General features: G+C 63.9%; 6 protein-coding genes and 1 pseudogene. 2 read left to right on the plus strand and 5 right to left on the minus strand.

Annotated features, from left to right (window positions below; genetic code table 11):
* Nucleotides 1–379: pseudogene (locus HMPREF2781_RS12440) on the minus strand (beta-ketoacyl synthase N-terminal-like domain-containing protein); the annotation flags it as partial.
* A 484-nt stretch (nt 380–863) separates the two neighbouring features.
* On the opposite strand from HMPREF2781_RS12440, the gene HMPREF2781_RS10125 reads away from it, so the two are divergent.
* Nucleotides 864–2,024, plus strand: coding sequence for an RtcB family protein (locus HMPREF2781_RS10125; RefSeq protein ID WP_070645764.1), 1,161 nt, complete (start codon nt 864–866; stop codon nt 2,022–2,024).
* Between the two features lie 137 nt (nt 2,025–2,161).
* Here HMPREF2781_RS10125 and HMPREF2781_RS12575 read toward each other — a convergent pair whose 3' ends face one another.
* Together HMPREF2781_RS12575 and HMPREF2781_RS10135 are read right to left on the minus strand one after the other, a co-directional pair.
* On the minus strand, nt 2,162–3,439 hold the full coding sequence (locus tag HMPREF2781_RS12575; protein WP_070645765.1) for a Fic family protein: 1,278 nt from the start codon (nt 3,437–3,439) through the stop codon (nt 2,162–2,164).
* A gap of 390 nt (nt 3,440–3,829) precedes the next feature.
* Nucleotides 3,830–12,802, minus strand: coding sequence for a type I polyketide synthase (locus tag HMPREF2781_RS10135; RefSeq protein ID WP_070645767.1), 8,973 nt, complete (start codon nt 12,800–12,802; stop codon nt 3,830–3,832).
* Between the two features lie 372 nt (nt 12,803–13,174).
* Here HMPREF2781_RS10135 and HMPREF2781_RS10140 point away from each other — a divergent pair, with 372 nt between their 5' ends.
* Entirely contained in the window at nt 13,175–14,101 is a 927-nt protein-coding gene (locus HMPREF2781_RS10140; RefSeq protein WP_070645769.1) for a hypothetical protein, read from the plus strand.
* Here the strand turns inward: HMPREF2781_RS10140 and HMPREF2781_RS10145 are convergent.
* Nucleotides 14,098–15,837, minus strand: a complete 1,740-nt coding sequence (locus tag HMPREF2781_RS10145; protein WP_070645771.1) for a long-chain-fatty-acid--CoA ligase — start codon at nt 15,835–15,837, stop codon at nt 14,098–14,100. The two genes, HMPREF2781_RS10140 and HMPREF2781_RS10145, sit on opposite strands and share 4 nt — an antisense overlap.
* 165 nt (nt 15,838–16,002) lie before the next feature.
* Nucleotides 16,003–17,715, minus strand: a complete 1,713-nt coding sequence (locus HMPREF2781_RS10150; protein ID WP_070443956.1) for a long-chain-fatty-acid--CoA ligase — start codon at nt 17,713–17,715, stop codon at nt 16,003–16,005.
* Nucleotides 17,716–17,744: the final 29 nt, after the last annotated feature.

Here is a 17,744-nt window from a genome sequence, read left to right on the forward strand (position 1 = left end):
GGGAGCGCAGCCACACCAGGTTCGGCGCCTTCGGTGCGATGAGCGGGTCGACGCAATCCAGGGACACGTTCGCCGGGATGGAGGTGTGGGCGCCGTCGCCGTAGGAAGCGGCGTGGGCGACCACGGCGAGCACCGGAAGGCCCAGCTCTTGCGCGGGACTACCTCGCACAAGCAGGACGGTGCCGCCGCCCTCGCCTTCGAGGAAGCCGCCGCGGCGGCGGTCGTTGGCGCGGGAGATGAAGCGCTCGTCGATGCCCTTCGCAGCCATCGCTGCAGTCTCTGCGGTGGCGTTCATGTCGCCAAAGCCTTGCAGCGACTCGACTTGAACGTCGTCGATGCCGCCGGCGACGACGACGTCGGCCTTGCCCAGCGCAATCTTGCTGTATAACCCAGATAAAGATCCAGCCCACTCTCGACTAGGTCGAGGCGGGCTGAATGATTGAACAAAGCTTATCACGGCGCACGACACCCCGCCAGACGGACGAACAAATGAGCAGGCACTGAATGCGGCTGAATGGACGGTGTCAAGTTTTCGTGGCTGGGTGAATTTCCTTGCATCATCAATCGCATGCAGAAATCGCGTACATCGTGTAGGCTCACACGCAGCACTAACAGCCCGAAAGAAGAACAAGAAAGCAAAAAGGAGGCGAACCGCGATGATGACCTATAACAATCAGCCGCTAGGACGCCTCTTTAAGCAACTCTTCTAACAGGCTGACTTGACCATTCCCCGGGAAAGCGGCCCTGCTTATCCCGGACGTTGGTGCCAGCCGCGCGACCCGCGCGCACAGCTTACAAGTCAGCCGCCCAAGCAGGCCCTTTCTCACGAACTGCGTTACGCAAACGCAGAGAAAGGCTCTCTTATGCGCCTGCACAACTTCGCCTCCATTGTTGAAGACAAGACGGTGGCGCAGGCACAACTCGTCGCTGACCTGCCCTTCGTCCACCCACACGTGGCGCTCATGCCTGATGCCCACTTTGGCAAGGGCTCCTCGGTCGGCACCGTCTTCGGCACGCTGCGTGCCGTCATCCCGGCGGCCGTCGGCGTGGACATCGGCTGCGGCATGATCGCCGTGCGGACCCACCTCACGCACGCGGATATCCAGGACTTCGCTCTCGAGGACCTGCGCACCGCAGTCGAAGACTCCATTCCGCTCTCGCCCGGAAACTACAACGGCTGGATCATGGACCCGCGCACCGAGGCCCGCACGCGTGAGCTCGCGCAGCTGGCCCAGGACACCGGCGTGGACCTTAGTCATTCGAAGAATTGGCGTCAGCAGCTGGGCAGCTTGGGCGGCGGCAACCACTTCATCGAGCTGTGTCTCGACGAATCAGACCGCGTCTGGCTGTTCCTGCATTCTGGCTCGCGCGGCGTGGGTAACAAGATTGCACAGAAGCACATCAAGGCCGCGCAGCGCCACTGCAAGAAGCACTGGATCCAGCTCGCGGACAAGGACCTGGCCTACCTCGTCGAGGGCACGCCCGAGTTCGACTCCTACATTGCGGATCTCCACTGGGCACAGCACTTTGCGCTGCTCAACCGCGATGAGATGATGGATCGTTTCCTCGACTGCGTCGCCACCTGGTCTGGCGCGGATCGGGAGACGCTTGAACTTGAGCGCATCAACTGCCACCACAACTACACCCAGCGCGAGAACCACTACGGTAAGAACGTGTGGCTCACGCGTAAGGGCGCCATCAAGGCGGACGAAGGCGACCGCGGCCTCATCCCCGGCTCGATGGGCACCGCTAGCTACGTCGTGGAAGGCAAGGGCTACCCGCCGGGCCTCAAGTCTGCGCCGCACGGCGCGGGTCGCGTCATGTCGCGCACCCAGGCCAAGGCCCGCTTCACCGAGGCGGACCTTGCCGCACGCATGGAAGGGATCGTCTATCGTCCCGGCGCCGAGTTCGTCGATGAGATTCCGGACGCCTACAAGGACATCGACCGCGTGATGGCCGATGCCGCCCAGCTCGTTGAGGTCAAGCACACCCTGCGCCAGATCCTCAACGTTAAGGGCACCTAACCTGCGCCATGATGGGACCGTCACTTTTAGTGACGGTCCCTTTCAAGCTTTCCGATGTCCCCTCCTGCAGCGTCGCACCAGCACGACGCTTTGCCTTGTGTAAGGAAACGAAGGGCGTGACCACTAGTGATTACTGCTTATTTATCGCGAAGGGCTGGAACTGCTCGGCCGGTCGGAGGTGAAAGCCGAGTATTAAACTGCGTCGAGGCGAGTTGGCGTTCAGCATCGTCGACTAACATGAAAACATCGTCAGCGAAGTACCCGAGAAGCCCGCCCGCACCGATTACTTTCTTACGCAGAATGCCAGCGTCGGTGAGTGAATCGAGAGCATCTCGGGCCGTGCTTGTCGATGAAATCCCCAGCTCGGACTTCACGATGGGCACCGTGACCAAAGGCATGGCAGGAAGCTTCTTGAGCAGTTGGAACTCCGTCGAATTCGATTTCAATGCGCGCTTGCTTCCTTGCGTAGTGCGATGGCGATTGACCTTGTCCATCCATTCTGCTTCTAGGGCGGCGACGCTATCCGCAAGTTCAGCTGCTTTGGTGGTGGCGACTTGTGCTGCCTCGACGAAGAAAGAGATCCATGCCAGCACGTCACCCTCGCGGAATTTCGTGAGTCCGTCGACGTAACGGTCACCGAGCGTTGCCAGAACCATACTGACGGGGAGAACTGCAGCATCGGTGAGCCCTCTGCGCTGCAAAAGCGCGTGAACCATAGCTCGCCCCACGCGTCCATTCCCATCCGGGAATGGGTGGATGGTCTCGAACTGCGCATGAACGAGCGCTGCTTGAACAAGCGCGGCGTGGTCTGCCCCGTTGAAGTATTCAATGAGATCGTCGAGGAGTCCTGGGACTTGTGCAGGAGGCGGGGGGACAAAAGCCGCATCGATGGGGTGATAGTCAGACCCGCCAATCCAGTTTTGAGTAGTACGTACTCCTTGTAAAGGCTTTTCTGCAACGAGCGCTGTCTGCATTGCAACAATGTCATCCAGGACCAGCTCGTCTTTGTAAGCCAAGTCCGTATTGATGGTGTCGAGGATGGCGACATTGCGGGCGACAGCTGTTGCGGATTCTTTGAAACCCCGAATTTCGGAATCTGATTCACGCGCGAGGATCGCCATGGCCACTTTGTCGGAGTTGGGAGCGATTCCCTCGATCCTGGAGGAAGCGACGGCCTCAGAACGGAGCAGGAGTCGCGCAACTCCTTCAAGGGAGTGGGTATTGTCTCTCATCCCAAGATTGTGAATCTCCCGCTCGATGCGAACGATACGTCGTGAGAGCTCGGACGGCAGCTTCAAAGACATGTCTGCGAGGGGATCGGGAACAAAAGCATAATACTTCCCGCCTTGCTTGGCGCGTCTAGAAAGACCGCTGCCATCAGCAGGGATCCATTCCAATTCGACTGTCTTTGCCACAGTTGACTCCTGTCATGCGCTTGGGGCATCGGGGATAAGGCTTATCTCGGTAGATCGATATCTTAGTTTACTGGGATAGCTGTTATCCCGGTGGGCTGCGAGCGCAATGCGCCAGATAACTCTTATCGTGAGTCACTGCTTTGTTAAAGACTATTGGAAACAGAACGGTGCTGAAGGAAGCTATCAAGTTAGACGGCGGATTCTAAGCGCAATATTTGCTCCGTTTGAGAGGCATGTCGAAGGCCTCGAAGATGCGCAGCTTCAAGGAGAATTGGCTTCTCCTGATTGAAAAGAGTCGGTGAGCAAACATCGTCGCGACATAAAGCGAAACGATGCTTGGGCAAAAGTAAAGGGCCAGTTCAAGTACGAACTGGCCCTGATTGCTAGAGGCTACGCACTCGGGAACTCCCCGTTTGTGCCCAGGCGCGCATCGGCGTCGAGGAGCATGGAGATTTCCGCGGCCTTGTCGGCGTCTACGAGGCCGTAGCCGTCAATCATCACCTTGGCGTCGCGTGCCGGGAGGCGGCGGCCTTCGATGACCTCGAAGAGCGGGGCGCGGCCCAACATGCCGGCCTCAAAGTGGGCGCGGCCAGTACGCAGGCGCTGCTCGGCGCGCTCACGCCATTGGGAAGCGGCATCCACCCCACGCTGCTGGGACACAGCCTGCTCAAACACGCCGGGGTGGGCGTAAACGATGAGCGCGCTGACGTGGCCGAAGCCAAGCGAGGTCAGTGCGGCGGCCTTCACGCTGTGGCCCGCCGCTGCGAGGTCCAGCGGGGAGCGCAGCCACACCAGGTTCGGCGCCTTCGGGGCGATGAGCGGGTCGACGCAGTCCAGGGACACGTTCGCCGGGATGCGGTGCGTGCGGAAGACATCGATGATGCCGCCAGTCTGGAAGAGCGCGGCACCCGCTTTGGAGTGGCCGGTGAGTGTCTTCTGGGAGATGACGAACATCGGCTGATCCTCATCGCGGCCAATCGCTGGCCACAGCAGGGAGTGCAGCTCGGACTCGTTGGGATCGTTGGCGTTGGTGGAAGTGTCGTGCTTGGACAGGACGCTGACGTCGTTGGGGGTGAGGCCCAGTCCGCGCAGCGAACGTGCCAGGCGGGAGTTCTCCCGGCCGCGGCCAGCGCCCAGCGCACCCAGGCCAGGGGCCGGGATGGAGGTGTGGGCGCCATCGCCGTAGGAGGCTGCGTGCGCGACCACCGCGAGTACCGGCAGTCCTAAGTCGGCTGCTAATGAGGCACGAACGAGCAGGACCGTGCCGCCGCCCTCGCCTTCGAGGAAGCCGCCGCGGCGGCGGTCGTTGGCGCGGGAGATGAAGCGATCATCGATTCCCTTGGCGGTCATCTTGGCGGTCTCCGCGGTGGCGTTCATATCGCCGAAGCCCTGGAGGGACTCCACCTGGACATCGTCGATACCGCCGGCCACGACCACATCGGCCTTGCCCAAGGCAATCTTGTCCACAGCTTCCTCAATCGACACCGCTGCGGTAGCGCAGGCGCCGATGGGGTGAATCATGGAACCGTAGCCGCCCACCAGGGACTGCATGGTGTGCGCCGCGATGACGTTCGGCAGGGCCTCCTGCAGGATGTCGGACGGGCGCTCCTCACCGAGGAAGCGGGTGACGAAGACCTTGTGCAGGGATTCCATGCCGCCGATACCGGTGCCCTGCGTGGTGGCCACCTGACCCGGGTGGATGGAGCGCAGCAGCTCCGCCGGGGAGAAGCCGGCCTGGGTGAAGGCATCCACCGCGCTGACCAGGTTCCACACCGCCATGCGGTCCAGGGAGTCGAGCATGTGCTCTGGGATGCCCCACTTGGCAGCGTCGAAGTCATCCGGCATCTGGGCGGCGACGGTGCGGGTCAGCGTGGCCTTGCGCGGGACCTTGACGGTGGCACCCTGGCGGCGGGTGACCTGCCATTCGCCGTCCACCTCGACGATGCTGACGAACTCCGGGTCCGCGTCCTGGATATCGCGGGCGGTGGCCTCCGAATCCACGGTGAAGGTGACGTCGCGGTCGAGGAAGACGGTGGTCAGGTCGATGGAGCCGCGGTCGGTGAGGTGGTACTTATCCGTCAGGGTGCGCACGCCGGAGCGTGCGACGACCTCATCGCGGAAGCGCTCGAAGATGTCCTCCTCGGCGATCTCCTCATCGCTCTCCACGACGAACCAGCCCGGGTGTGGGTCCTCGCGCCATTCCACCAGCCCGGTCATCCAAGCCAGCTCCAGCACACCGGCTGCGGTCAGTTCCGCGGAACCATCGCGCTGCAGGCCATACTCGGCCTCGAAGCGCGTGCGGCCGGAGCCCCACGAGGAGACCTCGCCGATACCGGCGATGACCACCATGTCCTCCAGGTCCGTGGTGACTTGGCCAACTTCTTCCTCCAGGCCAGGCTGTACTGCTTGTACCTGGTTGGGCAGTGCGGTGATGGTGGCGGGGGCGTCCTTTTCCTCATGTGCAGCTGCGCCAGTGGTTCCTGCCGGCTCCACATCTGCGGCGAGCTCCTTGAGGGAGAAGCCCTCCAAGCCGCCGGTGAGGTCCTTCTCCAGCGGGGCGTGAGCTGCCTGCTCGCGCGAATCGGCGCTGGCCAGGTCCATGAGCTCGGCGGAAATCTCCTCCGGGCTCCACACCTTGATGCCGGCCTTCTCGGCGGCGGGCACCAGCCCATCGTTGCCGCCCATGAGGTGCGTGCCGGCGACCCAGCCGATCTTGGCCTGCGCCAGCGTGACACCCTGCGGCCAGCCGGCTTCGACTTTCCACTTGTTGAGGATGGCATCGAGTGCTGCCTTGACCTCGCCGTAGGCGCCGTCGCCACCGAAGGTGCCGCGGTTGGGCGAGCCCGGCAGGACAACGTGGCAGCGCTTGTCCACATCCTCCTGGCTCAGCCTTGCCAGCCCCGCGATGGTGCGCTCGACGGACCACAGCAGCAAGCGGGCCTGCGCCTCGGTGGTGCCGGAGGCATCCGCCAGCGAGCCGGATACGCTCGGCGCGGCGAAGGGGAAGGCCAGCGTCGGAGTGAGGGCCGGTTTGAGGATCTTGACCTCGTTGCCCACGGACTCGCGTTGCTCGGAGCCGATCCAGTCGATGAGCGCATCGATATCGCGGAAGCTCGACAGGTTTGCCGGGACCAGCCACAAGGCGGAACCAGCAGCCCCGTGCTCGGCGTAGAGCGTGCGCGCGAATTCCTTGCGGGCCTGGCTGACACGAGAGGCAGTCATGATGACGGTTGCGCCGCCCTCCAGCAGACGCTCCACCAGCGCGGTGGCGATGGAACCAGGGGCAGCACCCGTGACCAGGGCAACCTCACCGGCAAACGCGCCGGGGGTGGTGTCCATTGCGGCCTTGGCGATATCCTCGCGCTTCCACCAGCGCGCCTGACGCGCCAGATCCTCGCCGGCACCGCGGAAGCTGTTCACCGGGTACTCGGCCTGGCCCAGTGCCAGGCGGGCGAGGCGCTCGCGGGCGATGGCCCAGGAGTCGTCGAAAAGCACGGCCTTGTTCGCATCGAAGGAGGGCGTGACGGACTTGAGCCAGCCGGAGCCGAGCTCTGCCTCGACGGCATCGATGACGGTGGTATCCGGTGCCTCGATGAGCTCCGGTTCGGAGTCCAAGCCCAGCTGGGAAAGAACCTGGCGGGCAACAGTAGCCAGCACACCGCTCTCACCGGTGACGGTCTCGGCGAAGGCATCCAAAGCAGCAGAGTCAACCACGGCACCGCCACCGGCACCACCGGCGGCCGCGCCCTTGGACACGGAGGCACCGTGGGTAGCGGCGACGGCTTGGACGGCGGCGTCGATCAGCTCGTGTGCTGCGGACTTCGAGGTAGTGCTCGCCGGCACGGTGCTCAGCGAGCCGCCGCGCACGGAGTCCTCTTCACGGGAGCCGAGCAGGATCTCCGCCTCGACGTGGGCAACCCAGGATTCGGGCAGGCCCCAGGTTCCGGTGACGTAGTCCGCCACGGCGGTGGGCTTGAGACCCGCAGCGCCGAAGAGCTGGCGCAGGCGCGCGCCGACGGCCTCACCCAGAACCGGGCCGAAAGCGGAGTAGCCCGGGGCGGCGGTGGCGACCTTCTCGCGCAGCGTGGCCACGTCGGCATCGGCGGCGCCATCGATGGCCGGCACGCCGATTTCCGCGGACATGTCCATGAGCAGCTGATTACGGCGCGAAGACACGCCGTTGGTCAGCTCTTCCACGGTGTCGGAGTCCGTGATCTGGTCCACGCGGATCTTGTTCTGGAAGGCGAAGAGCACCATGATGGCCTCCGCCGCACCAAAGCGCAGCTCGGGGGCGTCGCCGGAGGCAGCTGACGCGGTAGGTGCAGGAGCCGGTGTAGCTGGCTCGGCCGCAGCCGGAGCCTCGGCAGCCTCGACTGGTGCTTCGCTGGCTTGCGGAGCTTCCTCCGCAGCGGATTCCGGTGCCGGTTCGGCGGTGGGGGCTTCGGAGACGTCGGCAAGCATGACCTGCTCCTGGTCGCGCTCCACATTGAGCACGCGGATGGTGCCCTCCGGGATGCCGGCGACGGCCAGCGAGCGGGTAGCCAGGTTGGTCAGCGTCGGGGAAGAAGCCAAGCCGACCTCGATGATCTGCTCGACCTTGCCGAAGAGGAGCTCCTGGGTCTCAATCCAGCGCACCGGCGAAGCGAACTGCCAGGACAGCAGCTCGATGAGCAGCAGGCGGGCGAGCTCGTGCTCGTTCAGGTCCTCCGCCTTCAGCCCGTCCAGCTTGCCGGAGGGAGCCAGCGGTGCCACGGCGTCGACGAAGTCCTGGGTGAGTTCGAAGGGGCGGGCCACCAGGTTCGGGATGTAGCGGCCTACCAGGGCATCCAGGTCCAGCTCCTGCGGCAGCAGCTCATCGAGCTTCTCCGCGAAGGCCGGAACGCCCTCGCGCAGTACGCGGGAGTGGAAAGGAACATCGATACCCGGGACCATGACCGCCGCGCGCGGGGCGATGGCATTGGCCTTATCCACCAGAGCTTTGAGTCCTTTCTTGGTGCCGGCGACGGAGTACTGCTGGCCGCGGATGTTGTAGTTAACAATCTCCAGGAACTCACCGGTGGCCTCGGAGACCTCAGCCACCCAGGCGTCGACGCTGTCTGCATCAATGCCGGCCATGTTCGGGCGCAGAGCCGCCATGGCGTACTCGGAGTTGCCCTCCGCATCGCGCGGGACGAGGCTGCCCATGGCGGAGCCGCGGGAGTAGACGATGTCGATGACCCCCTCAAGGTCAAAGATATTCGCCAGCGAAGCCAGCGCGGTGTACTCGCCCAGGGAGTGACCGGCGAAGTAGGAGGTCGGGGCCAGGGCGTCCTCGGCGCGCAGGCGCTCGGTCTGGGCATAGGCCACCACAGCCAGGGCCACCTGCGTGAACTGGGTCAGGTGCAGCACGCCCTGCGGGTGGCGGAAGGTGGTGCCGCGAACGGTCAGCTCCGTCGGGTTCTCATCGATGACTTTCTGGATGCTAAAGCCGAGGTTCTCGCGGGTATGCACATCGGCGCGGCGCCAGGCTTCGCGCGCTGCCGGGGAGGCCTGACGGTCGCCCTTGCCCATGCCTTCGGCCTGGATGCCCTGGCCGGGGTAGACGTACGCCGTGGTCGGCGCGGCAAGCAGGGCCTGGCCGCGGGAGACGACTTCGCCCTCGATGCGGCAGGTGACTTCGAGGGCCTGGTGGATGCCCTTGCGGCCGACGCGCTCGACGGTGACCTCGATGTCATCGCCCAGCTGCACCATGCCGTACATGGAGTAGGTCCAGCCCACCACGCGGCCGTGGCGTCCGGCCACCTGCTGTGCCGCGGCCGAGAGCCACATACCGTGCACCAGCGGTGCCTGCAGGTTAACCAGCTGGGCCGCGTTATAGGAGGTGTGAATCGGGTTATAGTCGCCGGAGACCAGCGCAAAGGGCGTCATGTCCTGCGGGGCGGTGACGGTGGCGCGGTCGATAAAGGAGCGCGGTGTCGGCACCACCTTGGTGGCGGACTTGCCGCCTCCCCACTCCGGTGCTTGGCTCGGTGCGGCGGTGCCGGTGGCGCGGCCGCGGATGGCAAAGCGGTGCATCTGCGTGGCTACGATGTCACCGGAAGCGTGATCCTTGAGCTCGAGCTCCACCGTGACGATGCGTCCGGAGACGGATTCCTCGATGGCGGTGCAGGAGGAGGTGACGTCGATCTGGCGGCCGTCGGCAAGCTGCTCCAGCGGCACGCGCAGGTCGATGACGTGGTCCAAGTGCACCGCGTTAAGCAGGCCTTCGATGACCGGGTAGCCATCCTCTAGGCGGCCGGAGCCGAGCGCGGCATAGATGGCCGGCCAGCACGGGCCGACCAGAACATCCGGGGTGCCGGCTTTCTCTGTGGAGGACTCACCGCAGGTCACCGCGCTGTGTGCGGAGAGCAGCGAAGCAGGGAAGTGGAAGGAGTAGCCGGACTCGACGGTGGGCATCTTAGTGATCTCATCGCCCTGCTCCGCCGTGGAGCCGACACCAGCCAAGCCCTCCAGGAGGGTGAAGACGGAGTTAGGCAGGCGCTCCTCGGAGACCACCGGGGAGCCACCTGTGGCTACATCCTCCGGCAGGTCCACAGGGACGGTGACCTCGCGAACGTAGAAGGGGCGCTGCTCCTCCGGCAGGTCATCCCAATAGGAGTCCGCCGTGATAACAATCTCCCAGTTGCCTTCAGCATCCTGGCGCAGGTCGAAGGCGTTCTCATCCATCTCATAAGCCGGGTTGGCCATGAGGTGGCCGTGCCACAGAAGGGTAGGAGAAGTGCGCAGGAATGCGGCCTCATCGGCGGCGGAGTTCAGGCGGGAGAAAGCCTTCTGCGGCTTGACTCCTTGCTCCAGCAGCGCATCCGTGGTGGCCTGCTCGAAGCGGGCAAGCAGGTCCGCCACGGGCTCGTTCTTCTTGGTAATGCCGGCCACGGCCACGGGGCCGGGGATGATGCGCACCTGGTCAGCGGTGTAGCGCTCATCCTGTGCCTGCCAGAGGGTGTCCTTGCCAAACCAGGACTTCAGGTCACCGTCCAGGGCCGGTACCCACGGCATGGGCTTGACGTGCTTGTAGTGCAGGGAAATCCACCAGGCGGCATCGCGCGCAGAGACCTCGGTGCTGCGTGCGGCAGGGTAAGCATCCAGCAGCTTGGCCACGGCCTGCGGGGCATCGTGGACAGCTTCCACAGCGGGGAAGAGGGTTTCAATCTGGCCGTGGTCGGCCGGGTTCAGGCGGGCCTCAACGCGGTGCAGGAGATCGAAGAAGCGATCATCCCAGCTGGGATCCACGAACGGGTGGGCCAGCTCCACGAAGCGCTCGAGCCACTCCGCGTAGGTCATGGACTCCACATCGCCGAAGTAAGGCTTGCAGGTCTTGGCCAGGGCGTCGATGATCTCCTGGCGGTGGGCCGGGTATTCCTCGATGCTCAGGGAAGTAATCAGGCGCGAGGCCGCGGCGAAGGAATTATCCAGGTCGTGGATGTCCGCCAAAAGGTGCGACTGCGAGGATGCAACGCCGTGCGCGCCGGTGCCGCGGCCGACCCATCCGCCGTTCTTGGAAGGCGAAATGCCTTCCGTGTTGACCAGCAGGTCCTTCACCGAATCGGTGGCCTTGGCTTCCTTGGTGGCCATGGCGACGGTGCCGAGGAAGACGGCGTCGACAGGCATGGCCGGCATAGCGTGCTTCTTCGCCCACTCACCGGTGAGGTAGGAGGTGGCGCGATCCGGGGAGGCGATGCCGCCGCCGACCGCCAGGTAGACGTTGGGGTGCTGGCGGATTTCGGCGTAGGTATCCAGCAGCATGTCATCCAGGTTGACCCAGGAGTGGTGGCCGCCGGCGTGGCCGTCCTCGACCTGCATGATGATGCGGTCCTCCGGGTAGGCCGTGGCGATGGCCAGCACATCCCGGATCTGCTTCGCGGTGCCGGGCTTGAAGGAGATGAAGGGGAAACCATCGGCGTGAAGGCGGTCCAGCAGCTCGCCAGCTTCCTCTACTTCCGGGATACCGGCGGAGATGCACACGCCGTTGAAAGCCGCACCGGCCGCGCGTGCCTTGGGCACGATGCGCGCCTGGCCGAAGTGCAGGTTCCACAGGAAGCGGTCAAAGAACATGGTGTTGAACTGCGCCGTGCGGCCAGGGCGCAGGTGCTGCTCCATTGTGGCCAGGTGGGCGCGGAAGACCTCATCGGAGTACATGCCGCCGCCGGCCATCTCCGTCCAGTGGCCAGCGTTGGCTGCCGCGGCCACGATCTCACCATCAGCGGAGGTCGGCGTCATGCCGCCCAGCATGATCGGGGACAGGCCCGTGAGATCGGAGAAGCGGGTCTGGGTATAGGTGCGACCGTTGGGAAGCTCGATGGTGCGCGGGGCGAAGTCAGCGTAGTTCAGGGCCTTGGGCAGTTCAGCGCCCGGCGTCGCCAGCGCATCAAGCTCCTGCGGGGTGGCGGCCGAGACCACCGTGACTCCCGTGCCTTCCACCACGCGGCGGGTGATGTTCGCCAAGGCGCGGTCGAGAACAATGAGGTGCTCGGAGTCGAGCGCGGCGAGCGTGGCCGGCCAGTCGTGTTCGGTGACCAGGATGGCTTCGGCCTGCGCGCGGGCCTCATCCGCGTCGAGGCCGCACTGCTTAGCCAGCGTCACGGTGCGCTCGGCCGCTGGGGCGAGCACCGGGTTGTGGAAAGGAAGGGCCACGGGCAGCTCATCAAAGCGGGGGCTGAGCTCATCGCCGCCGACGGTACGCTTCTCCAGCTCGGCGTTGAAGCTCTTCACGGCCTCGTCGATGGCGGTGCGGGTGGCAGCCAGGTCCTCCGGGCTGCCGGACAGCGCAAAGTGGCGGCGGCCGTTGACCACGGCGATGGCGGCGGTGCCGTGCAGGTACTCGGTGATGAAGCTGCGCTCCAGGCCGCGAATGGACAGCATCTGGGAGCGCGGATCGGAGCCGTTGACCGCGCTGGCGGCGGTGCCCATCAGGATGGCCAGGGCCAGGGCTTGCGCTGGCTTGTCGACGGCCAACGCGCCCAAGCTGCCCTGCGAATGCCCAGCGCGCTCGTCGATGTCGACGCCCAGGTCACGCAGCTGCTCGATAGCGGCAATCTGGCCGAGGACGATGCCGGGGATGGAGACCGCCGGCAGGGCATCGAGGGACGTGGACTCGGTGGAACCCGCAATGAGCTGCTCGAGGCGCTCGAGCGCGCCGGGGCACGTGGAGGCGATGGTGCGTGCGGCGGGGCCGGTGAGGCTGCGTGCCTGGGCGAGGGTCTCGCGCAGGGTGTCAGCAGTGGCGGCAGACTGCGCGGCGGTGGTGATGAAACCCTGCCAATCGGAGCCTTGTCCGGCGAAAAGCACGGCCGGGCGGGGCATGGAATGCAGCATAGTAACAGGCATCTTTCCTCTTTTGAGCTGATGGGGAACGGTTTTATGAAGAGCTGTGGGCAAGATTAGTTAGCCCTACAGAACAATCATGATGTGCCACCGTAGTCGAAGCTTTCACGCAAAGCTGTCTCCCGCGCGGAAAATGTGAGGTTTTTCTCACGTTTGGGTTGTGGGGGTACTCGCCGCGTCTCCGCCGCGCGAAGTTGCGCAACCTTTTGTATTCTTGGCCTCACTGCAGCGGCTCGGGGAGGAGCAGGGGTGGCTCAGCATCGGTTCGCGCAGCATGAAAGAAAAGAAAAACAAGGGGGGACTATGTCTCAATCAGCAACCGAGAAAACAAACAAGACACCAGCTCGGCTCAGCAAAAGCCGAGTAATCAAAACTATGACCAAGCTGGCCGGAAAGCTGGAGGAAGATTCCTCCACCGGCTTGCCCACCATCAGAATTGCCGGCGGGCTCTTAAGCATCGACGTCAACGAGGACAAGGGCGGCCTCTGTGTCTTCGGGTATTGGGGCGGTGCAGTGCGCTTCAACCCGGACCGGCAGCCTTTGCGCATGGAGGTCAATGATCTCAACGGCGGTGGAATCTCTGGCAACCTCGTTGCCGAGCCCTGCGGAAGCTCCACTATGCATACCCACCTGCTGGTCCTCGCGCCGCCTTATCTGCCGTCGACGGCCACGAATGCCCAGCTCAAGAGCATTATCGCGGGCTATGCGGCCGAAATGTCGGCGGTCTTCGCGCGCCTGGATGAGCAGTTTCCGGAAGAGCCCTCCAAGCCACGGAAGGGGTCTGGGCTTAAGCCGGTATCGCCCCACTATTTCAGCGAGGCCTATGGGGTTTCAGCGGTAGGGATGTGGCGAGTGTACGAGCGCGCCACGCGCCTGGCAATGATCGGCACGCCCGTTCACGTGGTGGACCACCGGAATAGGGCCGTGAGCATCCTCATCAATGAACACGCGATCACTATTGAATCCGCTCGTGATGGCTCCGGGGATATTGAACTCAGCCTCGTAACGCCCTCCGGCCGCTGTGCGTGCGACCTTGATGCGCTCGTGCGCTGGGCTGAGTTTATGAACGATGATCAGTACGTCTACTCCGCGCGCATCGAGGCGGTGAACCTCGACGGTGCCGAAGAACAGGACCTGGTGTTAGTGACCACGGCCCGCATTCCCACGAAGTGGGGCTACACCGATGAGCAGCTGGATTGGCAGCTCAGCACGTTAGTGAGCCAGCTTGTCGGTGCGGGTGAAGCGTTCTACCGAACCTTCAACCCCACGCGCGTGATGCGCTATATCGACCGCGCGGCTTAGGCGGAAGCTTCTTTGCCGAGCAGTTTCAGGAGGTCCTGCTGCACTTCGCGGCGGCGGACCTTGCCCAGCTGGTCGGAGGCCAGGTGCTCGAAGTGGTAGAAGGTGCGCGGCACCTTGTAGCGGGTCAGGCGCTCGCGGCAGTAGTCCTTGAGGCCCTCCGGATCGAGCACCGCGCCATCCTCCAGCACGATGCAGGCCACGACGTCTTCGGAACCATCTGCGCGCGGGCGGCCGACGATGGCCACGTTGGTAACGTCCGGGTGCTGGCGGATAACGTCTTCCACTTCGGCCGGGTACACATTGAAGCCGCCGGTAATGATCATCTCCTTGATACGGGAGACGATCTTGATGAAGCCATCGGACTCCATGAGTGCCATGTCGCCCGTGCGGTACCAGCCATTATGGAAGGCGTTCTCCGTGGCTTCTGGCATGTTGAAATAGCCCTTGAATACCTGCGGTCCGCGCACGAGGAGCTCGCCCGCGGTGCCGTCCGGCTGAGTTTCATCGAGGTTGTCTGGGTTGCCGATGCGCACCGCGGTATCCGGGAAGGGGATGCCGATATAACCGGGACGGCGGTTCTTGTTGAGCGGGTTCGCGGCCACGATCGGAGAGGTTTCCGTGAGCCCATAGCCCTCCACGAGCAGGCCGCCGGTCAGCACCTCCCATTCCTCAACGATCTCCGCTGGTAGCGCTGCTGCACCCGAGAGGCTGTTCCCGATGCCGTGGAGATCGATGTTCTGTTCCTTGGCTGCCTCCATAACCTTGGAGTAGATCGTGGGCACGCCCGGCATCCAGGTGGGGAGGCGCTTCTTCATGATGTCAAGGAGCAGCGGAACCTTCGGTGCGGGGGTGAGGACGAGCTCGCCACCAATGTGCACGCCGAGGGCGGCGATGAGGGTGAGTCCATAGACATGGAAGAGGGGGAGGGCGGCGAGCATGCGCTCGGGCTTCTTGCCCAATTCAGGGACCCACGCTTCCGCCATCTTCATGTTGCAGTACAGGTTGGAGTGGGTCAGCTCCGCTCCCTTGGGTCTGCCGGTGGTTCCGGAGGTGTAAAGGATTAGTGCGGTATCGTCGCGGTTGACCTTGGCGTCTTCGAGCTTCTGGCCCTGCCCGCCGATGGCGCGGCCTGTGAGCGTGCTCCACGGAACGGTGTTGGGGGCGGGAACTGAAAGCTCGGCCCGCTTGTCCTTAATGAAAGGAAGGGGCAAGCGCAGGAGCAGCTGCTTGGGGCGCGGCATGGCCTCAATCATGTTGACCGTAACGATCGTTTCCAGCGGCGTGGAATCACGCAGCTCCTCAAAGACCGGGCTCGCCTTATCCCAGACCACGGCCACGCGGGCGGCGTGGTCCTGGAAGAGGGGCTCGAGCTCAGCCGCGGTGTAGAGTGGGTTGTGCTCCACGACGGTCGCCCCGAGCTTCAAGATGGCGTAGAAGACCGCCACGTGCTGGGGGCAGTTGGGGAGTGCCACGGCGACGCGGTCGCCGGGGCGAATGCCGAAGGCCTTGAGGCCCGCTGCGGCGGCGCGCACGTGGGTGTCGAGTTCGCGGTAGGTCATCTGGTGACCAAAGAACCACGTGGCGGGCCTTTCGCCGAATTCCTCCACGGTTTCTCGGTAGGAGTCCAAGAGCGTTTCGGTACCGTAATCCAGATTGGGCTTAGTCCACTCAGGGTAATACTGGAGCCAGGCTTTCGTCTCAAAGGCGGAGGAGGCCTGGGCAGGGGATTCGGTCATGTTCGCGAACTCCTTAGGTGGTCAAACTTGTTATGTTTGGAACAGTATAACCAATCTGTGACAGAAGTCTCGCAAAACTTAGCAAAGTTGCTTCGAGGAGTGAAAATACTATAACCCCGGTGATATGCGTCTATCACGCAGGGATCGCTCCGGGGCTATGGAGTGCTACTTCTCCGCCTTGAGGCGCTCGAGTAGATCCGCCTGAACCTCGCGGCGGCGAATCTTGCCCAGCTGGTCCGTGGCCAGCTTCTCAAAGTGGTAGAAGGTGCGCGGTACCTTGTAGCGAGTCAGGCGCTCGCGGCAGTAGTCCTTGAGGCCTTCGGGGTCGAGCGCGGCGCCGTCGTTCAGCACGATGCAGGCCACGACGTCCTCCGAGCCGTCCGAACGCGGGCGGCCCACCACGGCGGCCTCCGCCACATCTGGGTGGTCCAGCAGCGTTTCCTCAACCTCGCCGGGGTAGACGTTGAAGCCGCCGGTGATGATGATTTCCTTAATGCGGCTGACCAAGCGGATGAAGCCATCTTCCTCCATCACGCCCATATCACCGGTGCGGAACCAGCCATTGTGGAAGGCCTTCTCGGTGGCTTCCTCATCGCCGAAGTAGCCCTTGAAAATCTGCGGGCCGCGGGCCAGGACCTCACCTTCTTGGCCGTCCGGCATGGTCTCATCCAGGTTCTCCGGGTTGGCGATGCGAATTTCGGTATCCGGGAAGGGGATGCCCACGTAGCCGGGGCGGCGGTCGTTGCTCATGGGGTTGCCCACGATGATAGGCGAACACTCCGTCAGGCCATAGCCCTCCACGAGCAGGCCACCGGTGTACTTTTCCCACTTCTCCACGGTATTGACCGGCAGGGTCGAGGCACCGGAGAAGGCCGCGCGCACGCCATCGAGGGAGACGTCGTTTTCTTCCGCCTTCGCCACAATGCGCTCGTACAAGGTCGGCACACCCGGCACCCAGGTTGGGGTGTGCTTCTTCATGAGATCCATGATGAGCGGCATCTGCGGGCTCGGAAGCAGCACCAGCTCGCTGGCGATGAGCGGCGCCAAGGTGGCGTTCATGGTCAGGCCATAGGCATGGAAGAAGGGGAGGGCGGCGAGCATGCGCTCAGGGGAATCGCCCAGGCCCGGTACCCAGTGCTTGCCCATCAAGATATTGGAGAAGAGGTTGCCGTGGGTCAGCTCCGCACCCTTGGGGCTACCAGTGGTGCCGGAGGTGTAGAGGATCAGCGCGGTGGTGTCCTTGGTGACTTCCTCCGGGGTGATGACATCGGAACCATCGCCGCCGATCGCGTTGCCCACGAGGGATTCCCACGGCACCGTATTCGGAGCCGGGGCGGTGAGCTGATCGCGCTTGGACTTCAGCGGCGGAATAGGCAGGCGCAGGGCTAGGCGCTGCGGAGTCGGCATCGCGTTGATCATGTTGATGGAGACGACGGTCTCCAGGGAGGTCGTCGGACGCAGCTTCTCCAACGTGGAGGCCGTCTTATCCCATGCAATGGCGATGCGTGCGCCGTGGTTCTTAAACAGGCCCTCCAGCTCGTGGGCGGTGTAAAGCGGGTTGTGTAGCACCGCGATGGCGCCCAGCTTGAGTACGGCCCAAAAGGCGGAGATGAACTGCGGGCAGTTGGGGGCGACGATGGCAACGCGGTCTCCCGGGCGCACGCCGAAGGCGCGAAGGCCGGCGGCTGCGCGGCGAACCTGCTTGTCCAACTCGGCATAGGTCTGCGTGCGGCCGAAGAAGTAGGTTGCCGGCTTGTCGGGGTGGAGCGCGAGGTTGTTGTCGTAAACGTCGAGAAGCGTGGTGTCCCCGTACTCCAAGCTGTGCGGGGTCCACTCCGGGTAGTACTGGAGCCACGCCTTGGACTCGTATGCCGACATCGATTCACCTTTCGGTCGCGTAGGTTGAG

The sequence above is a fragment of the Corynebacterium sp. HMSC062A03 genome (assembly GCF_001811145.1).
GTDB lineage: Bacteria > Actinomycetota > Actinomycetes > Mycobacteriales > Mycobacteriaceae > Corynebacterium > Corynebacterium aurimucosum.